18 protein-coding genes are annotated in these 17,384 nt (G+C 66.8%); 11 read left to right on the top strand and 7 right to left on the bottom strand.

Annotated elements, in window-relative coordinates; all coding sequences use genetic code 11:
- Positions 1 to 18 precede the first annotated feature (18 nt).
- From DLJ59_RS07535 to DLJ59_RS07525, 3 genes are all read right to left on the bottom strand, one after another.
- Positions 19 to 426, bottom strand: coding sequence for a roadblock/LC7 domain-containing protein (locus DLJ59_RS07535; RefSeq protein WP_124771784.1), 408 nt, complete (start codon positions 424 to 426; stop codon positions 19 to 21).
- Entirely contained in the window at positions 423 to 2,879 is a 2,457-nt protein-coding gene (locus DLJ59_RS07530) for a sensor histidine kinase (RefSeq protein ID WP_124771804.1), read from the bottom strand. Before DLJ59_RS07530 ends, DLJ59_RS07535 begins: the two co-directional genes overlap by 4 nt.
- Before the next feature lie 62 nt (positions 2,880 to 2,941).
- Positions 2,942 to 3,157: a hypothetical protein gene (locus DLJ59_RS07525; protein WP_124771783.1), complete on the bottom strand. Its 216-nt coding sequence runs from the start codon at positions 3,155 to 3,157 to the stop codon at positions 2,942 to 2,944.
- Between the two features lie 379 nt (positions 3,158 to 3,536).
- On the opposite strand from DLJ59_RS07525, the gene DLJ59_RS07520 reads away from it, so the two are divergent.
- The gene (locus tag DLJ59_RS07520; RefSeq protein ID WP_244235886.1) at positions 3,537 to 4,127 is read left to right on the top strand and encodes a hypothetical protein; all 591 of its coding nucleotides are present in this window, start codon (positions 3,537 to 3,539) and stop codon (positions 4,125 to 4,127) included.
- On the opposite strand, the gene DLJ59_RS37270 is transcribed toward DLJ59_RS07520, so the two are convergent.
- A complete protein-coding gene (locus DLJ59_RS37270) occupies positions 4,117 to 4,347 on the bottom strand; it encodes a hypothetical protein (RefSeq protein WP_244235885.1) in 231 nt (76 codons plus the stop codon). The genes DLJ59_RS07520 and DLJ59_RS37270 overlap by 11 nt on opposite strands.
- A gap of 375 nt (positions 4,348 to 4,722) precedes the next feature.
- Here DLJ59_RS37270 and DLJ59_RS07510 point away from each other — a divergent pair, with 375 nt between their 5' ends.
- The 7 genes from DLJ59_RS07510 (at position 4,723) to DLJ59_RS07480 (ending at position 11,298) form a co-directional block, all read left to right on the top strand.
- A complete protein-coding gene (locus DLJ59_RS07510; RefSeq protein ID WP_244235884.1) occupies positions 4,723 to 5,187 on the top strand; it encodes a metal-dependent phosphohydrolase in 465 nt (154 codons plus the stop codon).
- Entirely contained in the window at positions 5,184 to 6,161 is a 978-nt protein-coding gene (locus DLJ59_RS07505; RefSeq protein WP_124771779.1) for an aminoglycoside phosphotransferase family protein, read from the top strand. The genes DLJ59_RS07510 and DLJ59_RS07505 overlap by 4 nt, the downstream gene beginning before the upstream one ends.
- Positions 6,158 to 7,261 carry a radical SAM protein gene (locus DLJ59_RS37265; protein ID WP_124771778.1) on the top strand — a complete coding sequence of 368 codons (1,104 nt, stop codon included), beginning with the start codon at positions 6,158 to 6,160 and terminating at the stop codon, positions 7,259 to 7,261. The genes DLJ59_RS07505 and DLJ59_RS37265 overlap by 4 nt, the downstream gene beginning before the upstream one ends.
- Entirely contained in the window at positions 7,258 to 7,857 is a 600-nt protein-coding gene (gene tmk, locus DLJ59_RS07495) for a dTMP kinase (protein ID WP_158630804.1), read from the top strand. Before DLJ59_RS37265 ends, tmk begins: the two co-directional genes overlap by 4 nt.
- Positions 7,858 to 7,872: 15 nt before the next feature.
- Entirely contained in the window at positions 7,873 to 8,721 is an 849-nt protein-coding gene (locus DLJ59_RS07490; protein WP_124771776.1) for an endonuclease/exonuclease/phosphatase family protein, read from the top strand.
- 196 nt (positions 8,722 to 8,917) lie between these two features.
- Positions 8,918 to 10,453, top strand: a complete 1,536-nt coding sequence (locus tag DLJ59_RS07485; protein WP_124771775.1) for an AAA family ATPase — start codon at positions 8,918 to 8,920, stop codon at positions 10,451 to 10,453.
- Positions 10,453 to 11,298, top strand: a complete 846-nt coding sequence (locus DLJ59_RS07480; protein WP_124771774.1) for an HNH endonuclease — start codon at positions 10,453 to 10,455, stop codon at positions 11,296 to 11,298. The genes DLJ59_RS07485 and DLJ59_RS07480 overlap by 1 nt, the downstream gene beginning before the upstream one ends.
- A gap of 166 nt (positions 11,299 to 11,464) precedes the next feature.
- Here DLJ59_RS07480 and DLJ59_RS07475 read toward each other — a convergent pair whose 3' ends face one another.
- Positions 11,465 to 12,052 carry a class IV adenylate cyclase gene (locus DLJ59_RS07475; RefSeq protein ID WP_124771773.1) on the bottom strand — a complete coding sequence of 196 codons (588 nt, stop codon included), beginning with the start codon at positions 12,050 to 12,052 and terminating at the stop codon, positions 11,465 to 11,467.
- Positions 12,053 to 12,240: 188 nt separating this feature from the next.
- On the opposite strand from DLJ59_RS07475, the gene DLJ59_RS07470 reads away from it, so the two are divergent.
- Positions 12,241 to 13,515, top strand: coding sequence for a helix-turn-helix domain-containing protein (locus DLJ59_RS07470; RefSeq protein WP_124771772.1), 1,275 nt, complete (start codon positions 12,241 to 12,243; stop codon positions 13,513 to 13,515).
- On the opposite strand, the gene DLJ59_RS07465 is transcribed toward DLJ59_RS07470, so the two are convergent.
- Positions 13,512 to 14,246: an HAD family hydrolase gene (locus DLJ59_RS07465; RefSeq protein WP_124771771.1), complete on the bottom strand. Its 735-nt coding sequence runs from the start codon at positions 14,244 to 14,246 to the stop codon at positions 13,512 to 13,514. The genes DLJ59_RS07470 and DLJ59_RS07465 overlap by 4 nt on opposite strands.
- A gap of 127 nt (positions 14,247 to 14,373) precedes the next feature.
- Complete coding sequence (locus DLJ59_RS36280; RefSeq protein WP_158630803.1) at positions 14,374 to 14,607, bottom strand: hypothetical protein; 234 nt, start codon at positions 14,605 to 14,607, stop codon at positions 14,374 to 14,376.
- Positions 14,608 to 14,846: 239 nt separating this feature from the next.
- Here DLJ59_RS36280 and DLJ59_RS07455 point away from each other — a divergent pair, with 239 nt between their 5' ends.
- Together DLJ59_RS07455 and DLJ59_RS07450 are read left to right on the top strand one after the other, a co-directional pair.
- The gene (locus DLJ59_RS07455; protein ID WP_279635732.1) at positions 14,847 to 15,854 is read left to right on the top strand and encodes a helix-hairpin-helix domain-containing protein; all 1,008 of its coding nucleotides are present in this window, start codon (positions 14,847 to 14,849) and stop codon (positions 15,852 to 15,854) included.
- 326 nt (positions 15,855 to 16,180) lie between these two features.
- Entirely contained in the window at positions 16,181 to 17,134 is a 954-nt protein-coding gene (locus DLJ59_RS07450) for a DUF5954 family protein (RefSeq protein ID WP_124771769.1), read from the top strand.
- The last annotated feature ends 250 nt before the right edge of the window (positions 17,135 to 17,384 follow it).

Below are 17,384 nucleotides of genomic sequence, written 5' to 3'. Positions count from 1 at the left end.
CGCCGCCCGCACGCCGGCTCAGCCGGCCGTTCGCGGCCCTGGCCTGACCGCGTCGCCGATGCGCGCCGCCAGGGTGGCCAGCTCGTAGGCGACCTGCGACGTGTCGCAGTCGTTGCGGGCGAGCGCCGCCAGTGACGACCCGTCGGGCACCTGCTGCACGACGAGGATCCCGTCTCGCATCGTCAGCATCTGGAAGTGCACGCCGCCCGTCTGCAGCAGGTCGGTGGCGCCGCGCGCCAGACTGACAAGGCCGGACACGATCGCGGCGAGCTGATCGCCGCGGTCGGTGTCCAGACTGTCGGTGCTGGCCAGCAGCAGCCCGTCGCCGGATACCGCGACGACGTGCGCCACTGCGGGTATCTGGCTGGCCAGGTTGTTCAGAACAGTGGACAGCTGCGAATTGCGGGCAGTAGTGGCGGGGCTCATCGGCGTTCTCCTGTCGAAAGGGGAGGGGTTGACGGCGCGTTTCGCAGGCCGCGCATCGTGCCGGCGACCTGCGCCCGGATCGCCGCCGGGTCGATCTGCACGGAGGGCTCCGAGGGGGTCCGCTGTGCCGGCAGGCCGCCCGGGACGACGTGCGCCTGGGGTCGACGTCGAGGCAGACCGGAGGTGGTGCGTCCATCGGTTGCTGGTTCGGCGGCGGACGCCGCCGCCTGCCAGCCCGCGTCGGCGTCGGTGCTGAAACCACGCTCGTCGCTGCGAGACGGCCACAACCACGGCGATTGGGCCGCGATAGCCTGGAACATCGGCGGGTCCGGCGGTCGCGGCGCGCCCACCGGCAATGACACCGGGCCCCGCTGGCGAGGCACGGGCGGCAGTTCCATCGTTACGTCCGTGCGCGGGGGTGATGGTGGCTCCGGCACCACCGGGGTTTGCCGTGTTGGACCAGTCCACTCGGGCCCCGCCCACGGCGCCGCGACCGGGTGAGCCGCCGGCGCGGGAGCCCGCCGGGACGGCCGTTCAATGTGGCCGGGCACGACGATCTCCCGAACGTGCACCCGTGTGACGTACTCAGCCGGCACCAGAACCTCGGCGGTGACGCCGGTCGGCTCGGTAGCGCCCAGCCGTACCCGCACCCCGAACTGTGCCGCCAGCCGGGAAATCACGACCAAGCCCATCTGGTCAGTGACCGCAACCTCCACCTCCGGGCTCGCCAGCAGCGCGTTGGCGCGGTCGAACTGCTCCGGGATCATCCCGAGACCGGAGTCGGCGACAAGGATCCGCACGTCATGCCCCGACCACCCGGCGAAGACCCGCACCTGCGCGGCGGAGAACCGGGTCGCGTTGTCCAGCAGCTCCGCGAGGATCGACTTCACGGCGTCGACCGCGCGCGCGTCGACCTCGACCTCGACCAGCTGCTCCATCGTGATCCGGGCGAAGCCTTCGGTCTCCGACAGAGCAGCGTTCACCAGGTCCGCGAGCACCACCGGATGTGGCTGCGATTGGCCGGGGCCACCACCGGCAACGATCAGTAGATTCGATCCATAACGGCGCAGCCGGGTGGCCTGCTGGTCTGCGGCGAACACCTTCGCCAACCGGTCCGGGTCCTCCTCGTCGCGCTCAAGACGATCGATGCTGCCCAGTAGTTGGTCGGTCAGGGCCTGCACGCGTCGACCAACGGAGGTGATCATGGCGATGACCACGGCACGCCCCCGTGCCTCCCCCACCGCCGCGTTCACCGCCACGTCCAGCACTAGATTGAAAGCGCCTGCGACCTGGCCGACCTCGTCCCCGCCAACCACCGGCACCGCCACGCGTCCGGTGTCGTCGGCCAGCCGTTGCGCCGCCGCGGGATCCGACGTTGCCCGCAGCCGCGCCACCAGGGCTGGCAGCTCCACGTCCGCGACCCGACGGGCGCCCTGCTCCAGCGACGACAGCTGCGCGACCAGCGACCGGGCCACCCGGAGCGCCGTTACTGCGGCGACCAGCAACATCACTAACAGCACCGCAGCTTGCACCGCCGCGGCCCGCACCTGCGCTATCCACAGGTCGTCGGCGGCAGCCGCGATGTCATCGTTCACCGCCGCCTGCACCTGGGCCAACAGATCCGCGCGACTGGTCATCACTCGGCTCCACTGCCCGGCCCCGCCCGGCAACCGCACCGGCTCATACACCCCGGTGCCGGACAACAGCCCGTCCAGCCGCACCGCGGCGAGGACGTCCCCGCCAGTCAAGGTGCGTCCCAATCGCGCCCTCCATGACGGTCGCGCCAACGCGTCGAACTCGCGCAACGCCTCGTCCTGGCCGGTACGAGCGGCCACGACTTCCGCGTGCAGCGCCGGAGTCAATCGCCGCGCCGCCACCGCCTGCAACACCGCCACCTGCTGCTGACCCACCGCCTCACGGGCCCGCGACACCGCCGCGGACGCGCGCATTTCATCGGCGAGCTGCGGCTGCACGCCGCTCTGAGCCACCGCCAACAGCAGATCCCCCAGATCGGCGATGACGATCCGGTACCCGAACGCCACGGCGGACAGCGCCACCAGGCCGTCTCCGCGCACCCGCTGCCGCTGCGCCTGCACATCCGCCAACCCCGCGTCAGCGCGGGACAGAACACCACGCACGCCCCCGGGCGGGTTCTCGAGTTCTCCTCGCAGCACCCGGAATCGGGAGATCGCCTCATCGCTGCCCTGCACGGCCCGCTCGAAATCCGCAGGCTTCACCGTCGACCCCGGCAGCAGCAGACCCACTGCAGCCATCCGCTCCGCCTGCAGACGCTGCGTCACCTCGGTTGCCGACGCGCCGACAGAGAAAAAGTCCCCGGCACCAGCGGCAGCCTGGGCCTCACCCACCGAGGACCACAACCCGAAACCCGCCGACACCACCGCCACCAGCACCGTCGGTAGCACGATCAGCCCGGCCTTCCACCGCACCGACATATCGGCCAACCGGCGGCCCACTATGACCCGTGAGACCCGCTTCGCACCGCCACTGGACGCGCTCACACCGCCGCCCGGCTGTCCGTGGATGCGGCCCGGCAGCCGCGCCCGCTCCACGCCGTGTCACGCGGCGAGCGCCGCCCGGTCGCGGGCCGGGTCGTCGTAACAAGCACCTGCTCGCTGACAGGGCGGCCGGGGGAAAGTTGCCGGCCGGTCGACACCAGCAGCTGCGGCGCGATGGCCAAATGCGCCACCAGCGGCGTGATCAGCAGGGGCATGAGCCTCCTGGCAACAGGCACGGCGAACCTTCCCTCGGTGAGTTGGCATCGCTGGCTGGTGACTACAGCCCAGCGGCGGCGATGACGCCGGCATAGAGCGACCTAAGACCGAATCGATCAATGTCGGCCAGCCCTGCCGAGCAGTTCTGACAATCCGCCGACATTCCCGGCATCGACAACATCCACCCAGAGATGAATGTCAGCGGATTGTCGGAACTGGATGACAACCCTTATCGACACGGTCGACGACGACTTTTGATGTTTGAGTCACCGTCCGCGTCGACTGAGCAGGCGGTGAGGGGCCGCAGCCGCCTGGCGGCGCGACGGTCCGTCGTGTCCACGACCGCTTGGGAGGGCATGCACCATGACCAGTTCATCCATGCCGGAGGTCGGAGAGGTTGGCCGTCGGGCCGCCGAGATCCTCGACAAGATGCAGGATCACCCGGCCTACGGCCGACTGCAGAGCTCGTCGATGCGGTACTCCACCTGCTGGGCGACGTTCACCGGCTACCCGGCTATCAGCCGTTGGTCGCTGGAGCGCGATGCCGCGCCGCTGCTGGACGAAGCGCTGCGCGTGCTGGCGCTCAAAGCTGCCGTGTTCGATCTTTCCGGCGGCGACGAGCGCGCCGCTGAACTGCTGGTTCCGGCGCCGGTGGACGAGATGATCCACGCCGTGCTGGCCCAGTTCACGCTGATGACGCGCCTGCAGAGCGACTTGGGCGTCACCTTCCCCCATGCCACCGAATTGGAGGAGTTCACCTACATCCGCGGGGGCATCACCGACGCCTACTACGCCGCCGCCGGGTGGGGAGAGCAACCACTCCGGTACTGGCTGGACTCGACCGAGGTGAATCGACGTCTCGGCCTGCTCAACGAGCGCTACCAGGCCGCTGGTCTCGGCCGGGATGGACGCAGCCACGATTTTGACTTCGACCGGAACGAGCCGCTCGCCGCCGGGGTCAGCGGTTAGCCAACTCCACCGACAGCACCCGCCGTAGGGCCGTCACCGCTTCCTTCGCTCCGAACCGTTCGGCGGCCAGCCGCTCGGCGCGGGCAACAGCGGCGAAGATCCCTTCGGCGGGTGCCTGCCGCAAAACGGCTACGAGCCAACCTTCCAAATCGACCACGTCGGCGGGCAACTCCAGCGCCGCTGCCGTCGGTGCCGGTCGCGGCGCCTGATCGGGGACCAATTCCCCATCCGAGGCATACCGGCCGGCGGGAAGGCCCACCCGGAACGGATGAACGCAAACGGCGACACCGTCCGCGGTCGCCCGCCACCCTAGGTCAGGTCGGTACGCGAATTCGGGTCCCGGTCGGTCGATGACATCGAACTGGCCCGGCCCGAGTTGCTGAGCCGGACACACCACGCAGGTCTGTTCACACCACTGCGGAAGGGGACCCGACATGCCGAGGATCGTACGGCAATCAGGAGGTACCAGGGTATGACGGTCTTATCGCCTCCCCGTCCTCCCGCGATCGAACGCGCCCTCCGAGACGCTCGAACGTGGTGCGCGGGACACACCATCGACGACCGACCAGCCCTGGTCCACGCGCTGCGCGTCACAGTGACCATCGGCCAACACGTCCCCGCTCCAGCACAGGACGTCATCGTCGCTGCGCTCCTACACGACGCACCGGAATTCGCCCCGACAGAGCGGGACGTCTACCAGACCCTCACGGTTGGCTACGGGACCGAGGTCGCCCGGATCATCGCCGCTCTTCAGGCCGAACACCGCGCCCTGGACGAACCCGACCCGCCCATCCGCGTCGACGACCAACCGGTGCTACTCGCCTCCACCGCCGACAAGATTGTCGCCCTGACCTCGCTGCTTCGCCGGGCCCAGAGCACCGGCAACGTACCGGCCTTCTTTGACCGGCGCCCGGTGCTATGCGGGCTACTGCCGCACTTCCGGGGCTTCCAACGCGCCGCACATCCTCGGCTGCCAGGCAGCATGTCGGCGCACCTCGACGCCGCCCTCACGCCGATCGAGCGCGCCACCGCTTATTCGCAACGAGTGGGTGCGCGGTGAGCAGCGGCACGCTCGATGATCAGCTCTGCACGCAGCTACGAGGCGACCTGCTCGCCGCATCACGACGAGTACCGACGCAGCGACAAATCATTCAGGCATGGGAATTGTCCTCCGTCGAACGCTGGCTCTTTCCCGATGGCAGCAGCTTGATCTGCAAGATCGCCACCGCACCGTTCACCGGCGAAGCGACCGTCCTTCGCGCGCTCAACAACCAGCAAGCCGCCGTCCCGCTGCTGAACGGCTACACAACGCGCCCTGACGGTCTGGGCATGCTAATGGAGGACCTGGGCGAGCCGAGAAGGACCGCAACGTTCGCAGAGGCGGCCGCCGCGGCCCGGTGGGTCCATGCAACTGCCGGCATCCCCAACCTCCCGACCTTCGACGAGGAGGGCTTAGCGCGGCTACCAGAGCAGGGACTCGACGCGTTAGACGAGCTTCGTCGGCAAGGGCGTCTCTCCCACGACGCGGAAGGGATCGAAGCGGTGCTGCAGCGACTCGCTGCCACCGCACGACACAGAGCCGACGGTGCCGAGCGACCACCGTTCGGGCTGTGCCACGGCGAATTCCACCGCACGTCGCTGCACGTCAGCCGCACCGGCTGCCGCCTCGTTGACTGGGCCAAGGCGTTCACCGGACCGGGCCTACTCGACCTGGCCACCTGGTTCGGCACCCGCAGACCAACCGAACCCCGACTCCTCAGCCAACTCATCCATGCCTACGTCGCCGCGGGCGGCCATCCAGACGCTGAAGCCGACCGGGGCGGGCTTCCCGCTGCTCGATGGGCGCTGGGCTGGCACCGAGTGTGGGCAGCCTGCTGGCTGCTCACTACCGCCGCCGCAGGCCACTACCAAGCTCCCACCGATCGGCGCCACACCCAAGTCGTCCTCCGGCAACTCCACGGCGCCGCGGAACTGCTCGGAGCACCGCCCATCAGCGCCAGCCGCTCATCATTTACTACAGGAAGATCCTCATGAAGCGCCTCATCGTCGACACCCACGCCTCGTCCTGCTACTTCCGGACCTCCGTCGGAGGCGACGGGCGCAAGGCGTTGGTGCAAATCACCGAACGGTGCAACCTGCACTGCGCCCACTGCTTCGTCTCCTCGACCGCAGCCGGGTCCGACCTGTCCGGGGTCGACTTCACCACTCGCGTGCTGCCACGGCTGCTCGACGCCCGCGTCGAACGCCTCACGCTCACAGGGGGTGAGCCCTTCGTGCACCCCGACCTGATCGCCATGTGCCAGGCAGTAGCCGATCGAGGATTGCCGGTGGGCCTTTGCACCAACGCGACGCTAACCCGCGACGCCGACATCGACGCTCTCGCCGCCATCGGCAACGTCCACATCAACGTGTCCTTCGACGGATTCCGTCCCGACAGCCACGGCAAGTTCCGCGGCGACCGGTCGTCGTTCGAGACCACCGTGGCGACCACCCGCAAGTTCGCCAAGGCCGGCCTACTCAAGGGCCTGCTGTCCACGCCCAACGCGCTGACCACCCCGGAAGAGTTCGCCGATCTGTGCGCGTTCGCCGTCGATGTCGGCGCCGAATACGTGCTGATGAACCCGCTCTCCTCCTTCGGCCGAGGAGTGAAGAGCCGCGGCAAGCTCGCCGCGACCGCAGCTGCCATGGACGCGATCCGGGCAGTGACCGACCGTTTCGCCGACCAGCTCGATCTCGTACGCATCCGCTTCCCCAACGACCACCTGCCACTGGGTGGCTGCGACGCCGGCAAGCTGATCTACGTCTTCGTCGACGGGCAGGTCGCCGTCTGCCCGTACCTGGTCTTCGCCGCCCGCACGCCCGCCTCAGCGCACCGCGACACCGAGTTCCTGACGGGCAACATCCTCGACGGGGAGGCCGCCCCCAGCCTCGACGCCTACGACTTCCACACCCGCTACCAACTCGGTGCCAACCCGACCTGCGGCTCCTGCGACATAGCCGGGCAGTGCGGCAAGGGCTGCCCCGCCGCGGTCGTCGCCGCCGGTGGCCGCATCGGCGACGTCGACACCGAGCAGTGCCCCATCACGGCACCCAACGGCCGCAGCTTGCTGCCGTTGTCCCCGTCGAAGGGGTGAGCAGTCTGTTCGTCGCCGTCGAAGGACCCAACGGAGTCGGCAAAACCACGATTGCCCGCCTCCTGGCCGACCGTCTCGCCGAACTCGGATCGGCCGGGGTCCACCTGACCGGCGAGCCCACCCGCACACCCCTGGGCCAACTCCTGCGCAGGCAGGAATCCTTCCTGCACGGCAAGGCCCTGGCCCTCGCCCTGGCCGCCGACCGCGCCGCGCACATCGAGACAGAGATCATCCCCCGCCTTGACGACGGGCTGCACGTCGTCACTGACCGGTACGTTGCCTCCTCGTTAGTGCTGCAACGCATCGACGGGCTCGACCTCGGCGAAATCTGGTCCTACAACCGCTACGTCCTGCCCGCCACCGTCGTCTACCTCGAAGACCACCCAGAGGTCATCCGCACTCGCCTGGCAACCCGGCCACAGCTGACCAGACTGGAACTCGCCGGCTCACCCGAGAAGGAGCTCGCCCTCTACCGCGACGCGGCGGCTCACCTGCACCGGCAGCAGTGGCGCCAACACGTCGTCGTCTGCCACGGCCTCACTCCCGAGCGGGTCGTGGACACTATCCTCGGCCTGCTACCCGCCGACGGTCCCTGATCAGCGAGGCTCACCGTGCTGTCCATTCTGACGATCAACGTGCAGGCCGCTGCGCTCGCACGCGCGCGGAATTTGCTGACCTGGCTGCTTCAGCGCGACGACCACGTGGTCATCCTGACCGAGACCAGCAATGGGCCCGGCACCCGGCACCTGCTTGCCGGTCTTCGCGCGGCCGGGATGTCCATCACCCACCAGCCCTCACCCGACGGCGACCGCGGCTGCGCCATCGCCAGCCGCACCCCGACCCGGCCCGCCCCAGGCTTCACCACCGGAATCAGCCTCCCCGGCCGGGCTCCCACCGTGACCCTCGACACCGAACCTGCTGTGACGATCCTCGGCCTCTACGTCCCCTCCAGCGACCGGACACCAGCCAAACTCGCCAAGAAGCGGACCTTCCTCACCACCGCCACCGACGCCCTCACCCAGCTGTCCGCCGACGACCGCGCACACCTCGTCGTCGGTGGGGACTACAACGTCATCAGCCGCGACCACCAACCCCGCTACCCTGGCTTCCGAACCTTCGAGTACGAGTTCCTCGACGCCCTCACGGCACTCGGACTCTCCGACGTCCACGGGACTCTGCATCCCGGAGTGCAGGCACATAGCTGGATCGGCCGGGCCGGCAACGGATACCGCTTCGACTACCTTCACGCCGGCCCTGGGTTACTGCCCCATCTGACAGCCGCCGCCTACCTGAACCAGCCTCGGCTTGAAGGCTTCACCGACCACTGGGCGCACAGCGCCGACATCGACATACGAAGTGCCGGCGGGCGCGGCGCCGGCATTGGCACTGGCACTGGCACTGGCACTGGCACTGGCACTGGCAGGACCAAAGCTTCCCCGACGTCCCGTACGTCTTCCTAGGCGAGCGGCAAGTGCGAGCAGCGACCTCCTGAACGATAGCCACGGCGGCGCAGCCGCCGAACGACCCAGCTGCCGCGCCCGAAGGCCTGGCCGGCGGGAACCACGACAACACCGCTCACGGGTAGCGTGTAGCGCTCGCACCACCGGGCCTGCACGTGTTCGTTCCGCCTGACAAAAGACCACCCTTGGAGACCGCATGCTGTTCACCCAAATCGGGCGCGGACAGGGCAACCTTCCGCAAACTCCGCAGCAGGCGTTCCTGATGTACGACCGATGGAACGATTACGGGTACATCACCATGTTTCAGCTACTCATCGTCGATGACTCTGGGGCCTTGCACGATCTCGGAAACGTCAAGTTTGGTGGATTTGATGTCCCGCCGGGATGGGTCGCCTCAGGCGACCTACCCTCCCAGTTCCAAGCCCTGGACGATCGATTCTTCTCTCTCGGCCAGGATGACACATACTACGAAAAGCTCGCTGCAATCAGCCCTCAAGTCCGCGTAGATGTCCTCACCGCACTGCGGGACGTAGCATACGACCTAGCCTTGCTACGCCGCGCAGAGGACCTAGACGTGACGACCACGTCGCTGCTGCGCGGGATTCCTATAGGCGTCGTGGAGAATCAATTCCGTCGTATCGCCCACGGTGGGGCCCGCGTGACGCCCTACGAGTTTGAGTATCAGCCCACCAACGGTCCTTCCTCCACAGGCCCGATCTGGGCGCAGAGGTTGCAGTTCACCGTCAGCCCCGGTGAGCAGCCGCCGACGAACATTCACGTGCTCATCGGTCGCAACGCCGTCGGCAAATCGCATCTGCTGCGTAGCTTAGTCCGCGCCGTTGCAGACCGGCGCGCCAACCCCGCAGACGTAGGGCAAATTTTTGAGGGTGACATCTCATCCGAACAAACCTTCCGCGGTGTGGTCGCGGTTTCTTTTAGCGCCTTCGACGAGTTTGTTTCCATCCCGCATGAGCACCAGGCCGTGCCCTACGTGCACATTGGAACGTACGCACCGGATGACGACGACTCACCGGGTCCACTCGGACGCGACCAACTGGCTCGGATGTTCTCCGTGAGCCTCGACAACTGTCTGATGGGTTCGTCGGCCGAACGCTGGACCAGGGCGGTGAAAACGCTGCGCTACTCCGGCTCTGGCTTCTTGGAAAACGATTCGTGGATCTCCGAATTCGGAGAGGCGCCTATGGAAATACGCCGTTCGATGGCCACGGAGCTGTTCGCGACTCTCAGTTCTGGCCACGCCATCGTCCTGCTCACAATCACTCGCCTCGTCGACCAAGTTCACGAACGCACCCTCGTCGTCCTGGACGAACCCGAAGCGCATCTGCACCCACCACTCCTCGCCGCATTCGTGCGCGCGCTGTCTGACCTTCTCCTGGACCGCAACGGCGTCGCGATCGTCGCCACCCACTCGCCGGTCGTGCTGCAGGAAGTCCCATCCTCCTGCGTAGCCCTAATCCGCCGCCACGGCACGGTCGCCGTCGCACAACGGCCCGCCCTAGAGACGTTCGGGGAGAACGTCGGCACGCTAACACATGAGGTCTTTTCCCTTGAGGTGACTGACTCCGGCTACCACAGGATGATTCGCACTGCCGTTCGCGACGGCATGTCATACGAGACGTTACTGGAACACTTCACCGGTCGGCTAGGAACCGAAGCGAAGGCCATCGCTCGAACCCTGATCGCCATCCGCGATAGCGGCGGAGTGCTGTGATGTGGCCTGTACCGCGACCGCACTACGCTGGCTGGGATGTCTTAAACTTCTACGGATCATGTATCGTCAGCAATCGTTCCGAGGACAGCCGCACCCGACTCATTCACCTGGGTAAGGATGTCCGTGAAGCGGCTGAGCGTTACGAGTCTGCGGCTTACTTCGGAGAGCTGCACCGGCTGAAGGATCTCGAGAATCAGCCCGATGACGCTGCTAGCCGGTTGGATCTGCTTTGGGCGTACACCCGAGGCTTAGTCCAGAACGCCACCGGCCGGCGGCACTACGATGAGCTACTTGCCCGAGCTCCGCAGGGCCGCTGTCCGTTCTGTGGGCATCGCGACGTCAGCACCCTCGACCACCAGTTGCCAAAGGCGAGCTATCCACTGCTGGCTGTGGTTCCGGATAACCTCGTGCCGTCCTGTTCAGAATGCAACCACCGCAAAAATGACGCCGTAGCACCCACCACTGCGACCCAAATCCTGCATCCATATTTCGAACATGCGAGCAACGGCCGGTGGTTGTTCGCACGGGTGGTGTCGCTCGACCCCCCAGCTCTTCTCTTCTTTGCCGAACCGGACTCGACCTTCACCGCGACGATGCAGGGCCGGATCCGGCATCAGTTCACGCAGTTCCGGCTAGCGACGCTGTACGGCACGCAGGCGTCACGGCAAGTAGCCGGGGAACGGTTACGCCTGAATCAGTTGCGCCAGGAGGGGGGACCGGCGGCGGTACGCGAGCACCTTCGTGCGACCGCTCACAGCTGGGCGGCAACGTCCCTCAACTGCTGGCAGCACGCCATGTACGAGGCCCTAGCTACTGATTCGGGCTTCCTCAACACTGACTCATGAACAAGCGCGAACGGGAACCACAGTCGACCTTGCCCTCACTGCCGAGCCGCGGATCACTGATGACCCAGCAGCCCGGTGCGAGCCAGGTCTCATCGCATTGCACCTTCTACTTCCACCCATCACTGTCGCCAGCTCTCAACCCGACGCCCCCAGTGACTCGACCAACTCAGATTGGCGCCGACGTCCTAACGGCCGCGCTCGTCAGATTCCAGATCAATGTGTCGTAGGTGTCCACCACCCGCTGCATCGGCAAGCCGAGTGAACGAATCATCGCGTCGAGTCCGTGCTGGACCTCTTCACCCGAGTGCTGGGGGCTAACCACTCGTTCCACCTCGACGAACGCGCCCAGCCCGTCGACGACGTCCACACATACCGTCGCGCCGTCCCAGGCCCCGGTGCGGCGCTGCTTGACGATTCGCACGGTTGGCACCCAACCCATTGTGACTAGAGCAGCGTGCATGGCGTCACGGTCGAAGATCACGCATTCGTGCTCCAGGCACGCCATCTCGTTGTCGATCGGCTTCTTCACGGTGAACAGATGGCGACCCTCCTGCGTGCGCAGACGCGCGAACGGAACACCGACCTTCGACATTCCGTACGACCAGCCGGCCGGTGCGTACGCCTGGTCGTCCTGCACCGACGGCTTCGTCAACACCACCTGCCGCCGGGCGAGCGCCGCGATCAACCATTGCTGGTCGTCGACGCGGTACTTGACTTCAACCTCTTGATCATCGTTGGCCGACTCACGTGTCACGAGCAGGGAGCATACGAGAGGTGCAAGTCACGCGACTTCAGGGCCACAAGGGGCGATGTCGGAACTTTGTCGGAAAGATGTTGGAAGAAGGCCGCCGAGTAGCCGACACATCACAGACCTGCACTACAGTGCTCCCACGCCACCGTGTCTCGCCTGGTGCGAGCGTCCGCACCGATCGGGAGCTGCTGATGTCGAGCGTGCCACCACAGGACGTGGCCAAGGCATGGATCGCGCTTGGTCGGATGCTGGCCCGCAGCCGTAAAGCCGCTGGTTACACGCAAGAGACGTTTGCGGCACGGGTGAGCTATGGACGGAGCACGATCGCGAACGTGGAGACCGGTCGGCAGCGCGTGGGGCGCGACTTCTGGGCCCGGAGCGACGAACTGTTGGAGACGGGCGGCAGCCTGTCCCAGGAGTACGATCGCATCCGGTTCGCCAGCACCGGGCACGTGCCCAGCGGCATGGCTGCCAATCAGGCGTTTCAGGTCGCTGCCAAGACGTCCTCCTCCACCTCCACCGCTGTAGAGATGATCGCTCGCACCCCCGGTACCGACTACCTGATGGGCGAGTGGAACAGCTTTTCCACGCTCACCAGCATGCTGGCCCAGCAGCGCCAGGCCGTGTCACCCGACGCGCTACTTGGCCTGATCGAGGCCCACCGTGATTGCCTGTCGGCGCTGTACCGCAAAGCAGGCCGTGCGCCCGTCCGCGCTGATATCGGAGCGATGCTCGCCGAAGCTTCGATCGTCGCCAGCCGGTTGTGGAGCGCACAGGGCAACCGTGCCCTCGCGCTCGCTCACTGTGCCTACGCTCGCCAACTCGGTGACAGGCTCGGCAACCGCAGGATCAGCGCGACTGCACGCATCTTCGAGAGCAACCTCCACTCGGAAGCCGCCACCCTTATCGGAGCCGACGGCGACACCATGATCGGCCTGCGGCTACTCAATGAGGCCGCCCAAGCGTCCGCCGATCTCAGTCCCGCCGCGCGAGCTCGAGTGGCCGCCGAGCAGGCCCAAGCCTTCGCCGCCCTGCGACTTCCACGCGAGGCCACGGCGGCCCTGAAGCGGGCAGAAGAAGCGGTCAACGACTTGTCACCCGTTGACTGTGTCGGCCTCTACAGCGACTGGAGCAGCGCTCGCCTCCACGTCTATGCGGGCACATGCCATCTTCTTCTCGGCCAGCCCCACCAGGCTGTGACCGTGCTCGAAAATGCAGCACGGATGCTGGAGCACGATCATGCCAACGTCAACGTCGCCTTGGCAGCAGCCGTGGACCTCGCCAGTGCCTACGCCGAGGCCGGCGAACTTGAACAATCCTGCACCCTGCTTGGCAACACCTACGACCAGCTGAAAGCAGGTGGAAATCATCGTGGCATTGCTCGAGCTCAACGAGCCCGACAGCGGTTGGCCCGATGGCGTGACGAGCGGGTTGTCCTCGAACTCGATGAACAGATGGCCGCCTAACGAGCAGCCGACGACCCGCCCGCATTCAGCAGCGAAGTGACGGCGGCCACCACTGCCGTCGGGTCGAGACTGTCAAGTATCAGGTCAGGTTCGTAGGACACCAGCTCTCGACGCCCAATCCGGTGAGCGACGACGGCGACACGAAACCCGGCGTGACGCGCGCAAGCGATATCGTTGGGCGCATCCCCGATGAGGATCACTCGATCGGAATCAAGCGGCTCACCGTAGACCGCGGAGTAGCGCTGAGCCACGACTGCCGGAAGCTGAAAGCGATCTCGCGCGTCCGACCCGAACCCGCCGATGCGAAGATCAAGAAACTCATCCAAGCCCGCCACGTTCAGCTTCACCTCGGCGGCCGAACGCAGATTGCCGGTCAGCACGGTCTGGATGAAGCCACCATCGTGCAACTCCGCGATGCTCGCCGCAGTGCCTGGATACGGCGGCTGAACCTCAGCCAACTCCTGCCGACCTTCTTGCATAACCGCGGCAATGGCCTGACGGAAGGCGGGTATGCCCGCCTCCGCAGCTGACGGGTCCACGCCCGAAGCGATCGCCGTGTCGACGGCAATCGACTCGTCTGTATACCCATGTACCTTGTTGTCCGGGAAGACAACCTCGGACTGCGCGATGCCGTACGCACGAGCAATCGCGCGCGTCAGCCAGCGCAAGTCCGCGGGGATGAGCGTCCCGTCAACGTCCCAGATGACCAAGCCGGCGCTGCTGTGGTTCATGTAAGCATCGTGGCACCCTCGCCACGCCCACCGACAGTAGGCCCGCCTTGGTTTACGGCCGGCCGACCAAACGGGGCCTCCTGGGACTACCTCATAAGGGGTGGCGGGTCGGCGGTGTAGTAGGCGATCAGCTAGGGGTGCTGCGGGACCAGGCCCATACGTCGGGCTGTTGGGCGGCGACGGCCATGTCGAACGCCGCGCAGACGTACTCCCGCGCGATGCGGAAGGCCCGTAGGGCCAGGTGGAGGGCCGCCCTGCCATGTGTGCGGCGGACCAGCAGGCAGAACGACGCGACATCCGGGATGAGTCCCACCAGCTCTACCTCCAGGCTGTCAGGGGCAGTCAGCAGAATGGACAGCATGACCACACCTTCCGCAGCGGCGACCGCTGTCGACCTCGCTGACGACGCCGCCTACCTTGAAGCCGTCGCACAGGCGCGAAAGGCCGCCGATGCCTATTACGGTTCCGGCGAATCAGACTTGGACGACGAGACCTACGATCGGCTGCTGCGCGGTATCAACGCGTGGGAGGACGGGCACCCCGGGCAGGTCGCGGTCGACTCCCCGTCCCAGCAGGTCGCGGCAGGCGTGACAACTTACCATCACCTACGCCACGCTGCACAACCCGGCCGACATCACTCGCCGGGGCCTGATGCTCGGAGACCACGTCATCGTCTACCGAGCCGGCGAAGTCATCCCCCGCGTTGAAGGCGCGGTCGCCGGTCTCCGCACCGGCACCGAGCAGCCCATCGACTTCCCCGAACTCTGCCCGCGCTGCGGTTCCGGCATCGACCGCAGTCAGGAGCGGTGGCGCTGCGCGCGGGGGCGCTCCTGCGGCCAGAAAGAGGCGATCCGGTACGCCGTGGCCCACGACGCGCTCGACATCGACGGCCTCGGCGAGAAAATCATCGTGCAACTCGTCGACAAGGGGCTGATCGAGGACTTCGCCGACCTGTTCACCCTCACTCGCGATCAGCTGCTCACCCTGGACCGCATGGGGGCCAAGAGCGCCGACAACCTCCTGGCCGCGATCGAGACGGCCAAGACCAAGCCCCTCAATCGCGTCTTCTGCGCCCTCGGCGTCCTCGGTACCGGCCGTTCCATGTCGCTGCGCATCGCCGCGCACTTCGGGTCCATGCAAGCCATCCGAGACGCCGACGCCGTCGCTTTGGAGCAGGTCAACGGCATCGGCAACGAGAAGGCCCCGGTGATCCTCGAAGAACTGGCTGACCTGGCCCCCGTCATCGACAAGCTCGTCGCCGCAGGCGTGAATATGAACCAACCGGGCTTCGTCTTTTCTACTCCCACAGATGTTGAAGGCGAGGCCGAGACGTCCGCCCAGGAGGCGAAGAGCGAGCTGCCCTTGGCGGGAATGACCGTGGTGGTGACCGGCGCGATGACCGGGCCTCTCTCGGACCTATCCCGAACCGAGATGACCGAGCTGATCGCCAAGGCAGGGGGACGCGCATCCTCAAGTGTCTCTGCCCGCACCCACCTCGTCGTCGCCGGGGAGAGGGCCGGCAGCAAGCGCGACAAGGCCCGGGCACTGGGCATCGAAACCATCACGCCCGAGGAACTCGCCCAGCGCCTCGCTGGACACCTAACGTGAATAGGGGTAGATGAACAGGCCCACGTCGACCGGCGACGTTGTTGCGACTCTGGTTCGCAAGGCAGCTCATGCCTCGATGGTGGATTCCGTTGTTCCGATCGTCTTCGCTGACCTGGTCGCCGGCTACGCCCTGATCCACGCTGGTGGCCGATGCAAACGGCCAGTTCGTCGGGGAGACGGATGTCGTGACGACTGTGGCAGACAGGCGAGGCCGTCGGATTCAGGTCAGCCGCCGGGTGCTCCTGCAGGGCGGCGGCGCACGACGCCACCGCGGTAAAGGCGCGCCCTCGTGACACAGGTCATCGGGCCGTCGCACAATCCGTGGCATGAGTGCGGACGAAGTGCGGCCGCCGGTCATCCTGCGGGTGCAGCAGCCCGCCGACCCGGTCGGCGCGGTCACCGAGGAGGACGCGGCACGGCGAACGGTGACCTACCCGAAGAGCCGCATCGGCGCCCCACTGTTCGGCCACGCGGTGCACATAGATCGCGGGCGGTGGCAGGTGTACGCCGTCATGTCGGATACGCCGCAGGCCGCGCGGGACGAGCTTGCGCACCACCTCATGGAGCAGCTCGACGAGACCACTGACCCCCCGCTGGCTGCGGAGTTGACCACCGCGCTCGGCGTCCTGGACCGGGAGAAGGTGAACGAGGTGGTGATCAACGGTCGCGTGCACCGCATCGTGCGGGTGGACACGTTCGCGCGGTTCGGCCCGGACGGGCCTGAACCGCCCCGACCCACCGACCGCGACCCCCGCGACGCCGAGGACCACGATAGCTTCCTCGCCCCAGAGATCGTCATCGACCCAGACGGGGCGACCGGCCTGAGTGAGGCAATGCTGCGGGCAGAGCTGACGACCTCGCACTACCCCCGCGCCCAGGTGCCCGCCAACGTATACGCCGACAGCGTCGCCGCCGTCGCCTCCCACCCAGTCGGGGTCATCCTGCCGACCCGCTACGCCGCAGCCGAATCTGTAGCAGGGTCGTGGCGGCCCTACAGTCGCGCGGTGGCCACACCGCAGCTTGCCCGCGACGAGATCGCCTTCGGCCTGCGCCACATCGAACCGCGCCTGCTGAGGCTGACCGACGACCAGGCATCCGCCTACCAACAAGCCGCCGACACCCTCGACACCAGTCCCGTCGACGACGTCACCGCGCTCGGGCGCCACTTCCGGGTCACCCGCATCGAGACCCTGCTGCGCATGGGCGCCACCGGCCCGGAAATGCCCCGACCATCGGACCCCGATCCAGACCAGCCACCGGGCGCGGGCCGCCAGCGCTAAGACGAGCAACGGCATCACCATCGGGCTGGACAACCACCAACCGGCCACCACCCTCCTAGCCAAGGCTGCCCAAGCGCTTCACGGAGACTGTTCGGCGAACGCCGGGCAGCGGGGTGATCCTCAGGGGCTGTCTCGTTAAAGGTGTTTCCGGCGATCTTGGTTAGTAGGTTTCAGCGGCCGGGAAGCGGTCGCTGAAGGTGATGGCGAAGGCGTTCAACGCGGGTTTCCAGCGCATCGTCCATCGGGTTCT

Origin of the sequence: Micromonospora inaquosa, assembly GCF_003857055.1 — a bacterium.
GTDB lineage: Bacteria > Actinomycetota > Actinomycetes > Mycobacteriales > Micromonosporaceae > Micromonospora > Micromonospora inaquosa.
Note: the sequence above shows the minus strand (reverse complement) of the source record. Positions and strands in the feature narration are given on the sequence as shown.

What these genes read in the sequence shown, in the direction of transcription:
- DLJ59_RS07485 (WP_124771775.1), top strand. Translation starts at nt 8,918, where the DNA reads ATGCTGTTCACCCAAATCGGGCGCGGACAGGGCAACCTTCCGCAAACT.
- DLJ59_RS07450 (WP_124771769.1), top strand. Translation starts at nt 16,181, where the DNA reads ATGAGTGCGGACGAAGTGCGGCCGCCGGTCATCCTGCGGGTGCAGCAG.
- DLJ59_RS07470 (WP_124771772.1), top strand. Translation starts at nt 12,241, where the DNA reads ATGTCGAGCGTGCCACCACAGGACGTGGCCAAGGCATGGATCGCGCTT.
- DLJ59_RS07535 (WP_124771784.1), bottom strand. Translation starts at nt 426, where the DNA reads ATGAGCCCCGCCACTACTGCCCGCAATTCGCAGCTGTCCACTGTTCTG.
- DLJ59_RS07520 (WP_244235886.1), top strand. Translation starts at nt 3,537, where the DNA reads ATGCCGGAGGTCGGAGAGGTTGGCCGTCGGGCCGCCGAGATCCTCGAC.
- DLJ59_RS07530 (WP_124771804.1), bottom strand. Translation starts at nt 2,879, where the DNA reads ATGTCGGTGCGGTGGAAGGCCGGGCTGATCGTGCTACCGACGGTGCTG.
- DLJ59_RS37265 (WP_124771778.1), top strand. Translation starts at nt 6,158, where the DNA reads ATGAAGCGCCTCATCGTCGACACCCACGCCTCGTCCTGCTACTTCCGG.
- DLJ59_RS07525 (WP_124771783.1), bottom strand. Translation starts at nt 3,157, where the DNA reads ATGCCCCTGCTGATCACGCCGCTGGTGGCGCATTTGGCCATCGCGCCG.
- DLJ59_RS07480 (WP_124771774.1), top strand. Translation starts at nt 10,453, where the DNA reads ATGTGGCCTGTACCGCGACCGCACTACGCTGGCTGGGATGTCTTAAAC.
- DLJ59_RS36280 (WP_158630803.1), bottom strand. Translation starts at nt 14,607, where the DNA reads ATGCTGTCCATTCTGCTGACTGCCCCTGACAGCCTGGAGGTAGAGCTG.
- DLJ59_RS07465 (WP_124771771.1), bottom strand. Translation starts at nt 14,246, where the DNA reads ATGAACCACAGCAGCGCCGGCTTGGTCATCTGGGACGTTGACGGGACG.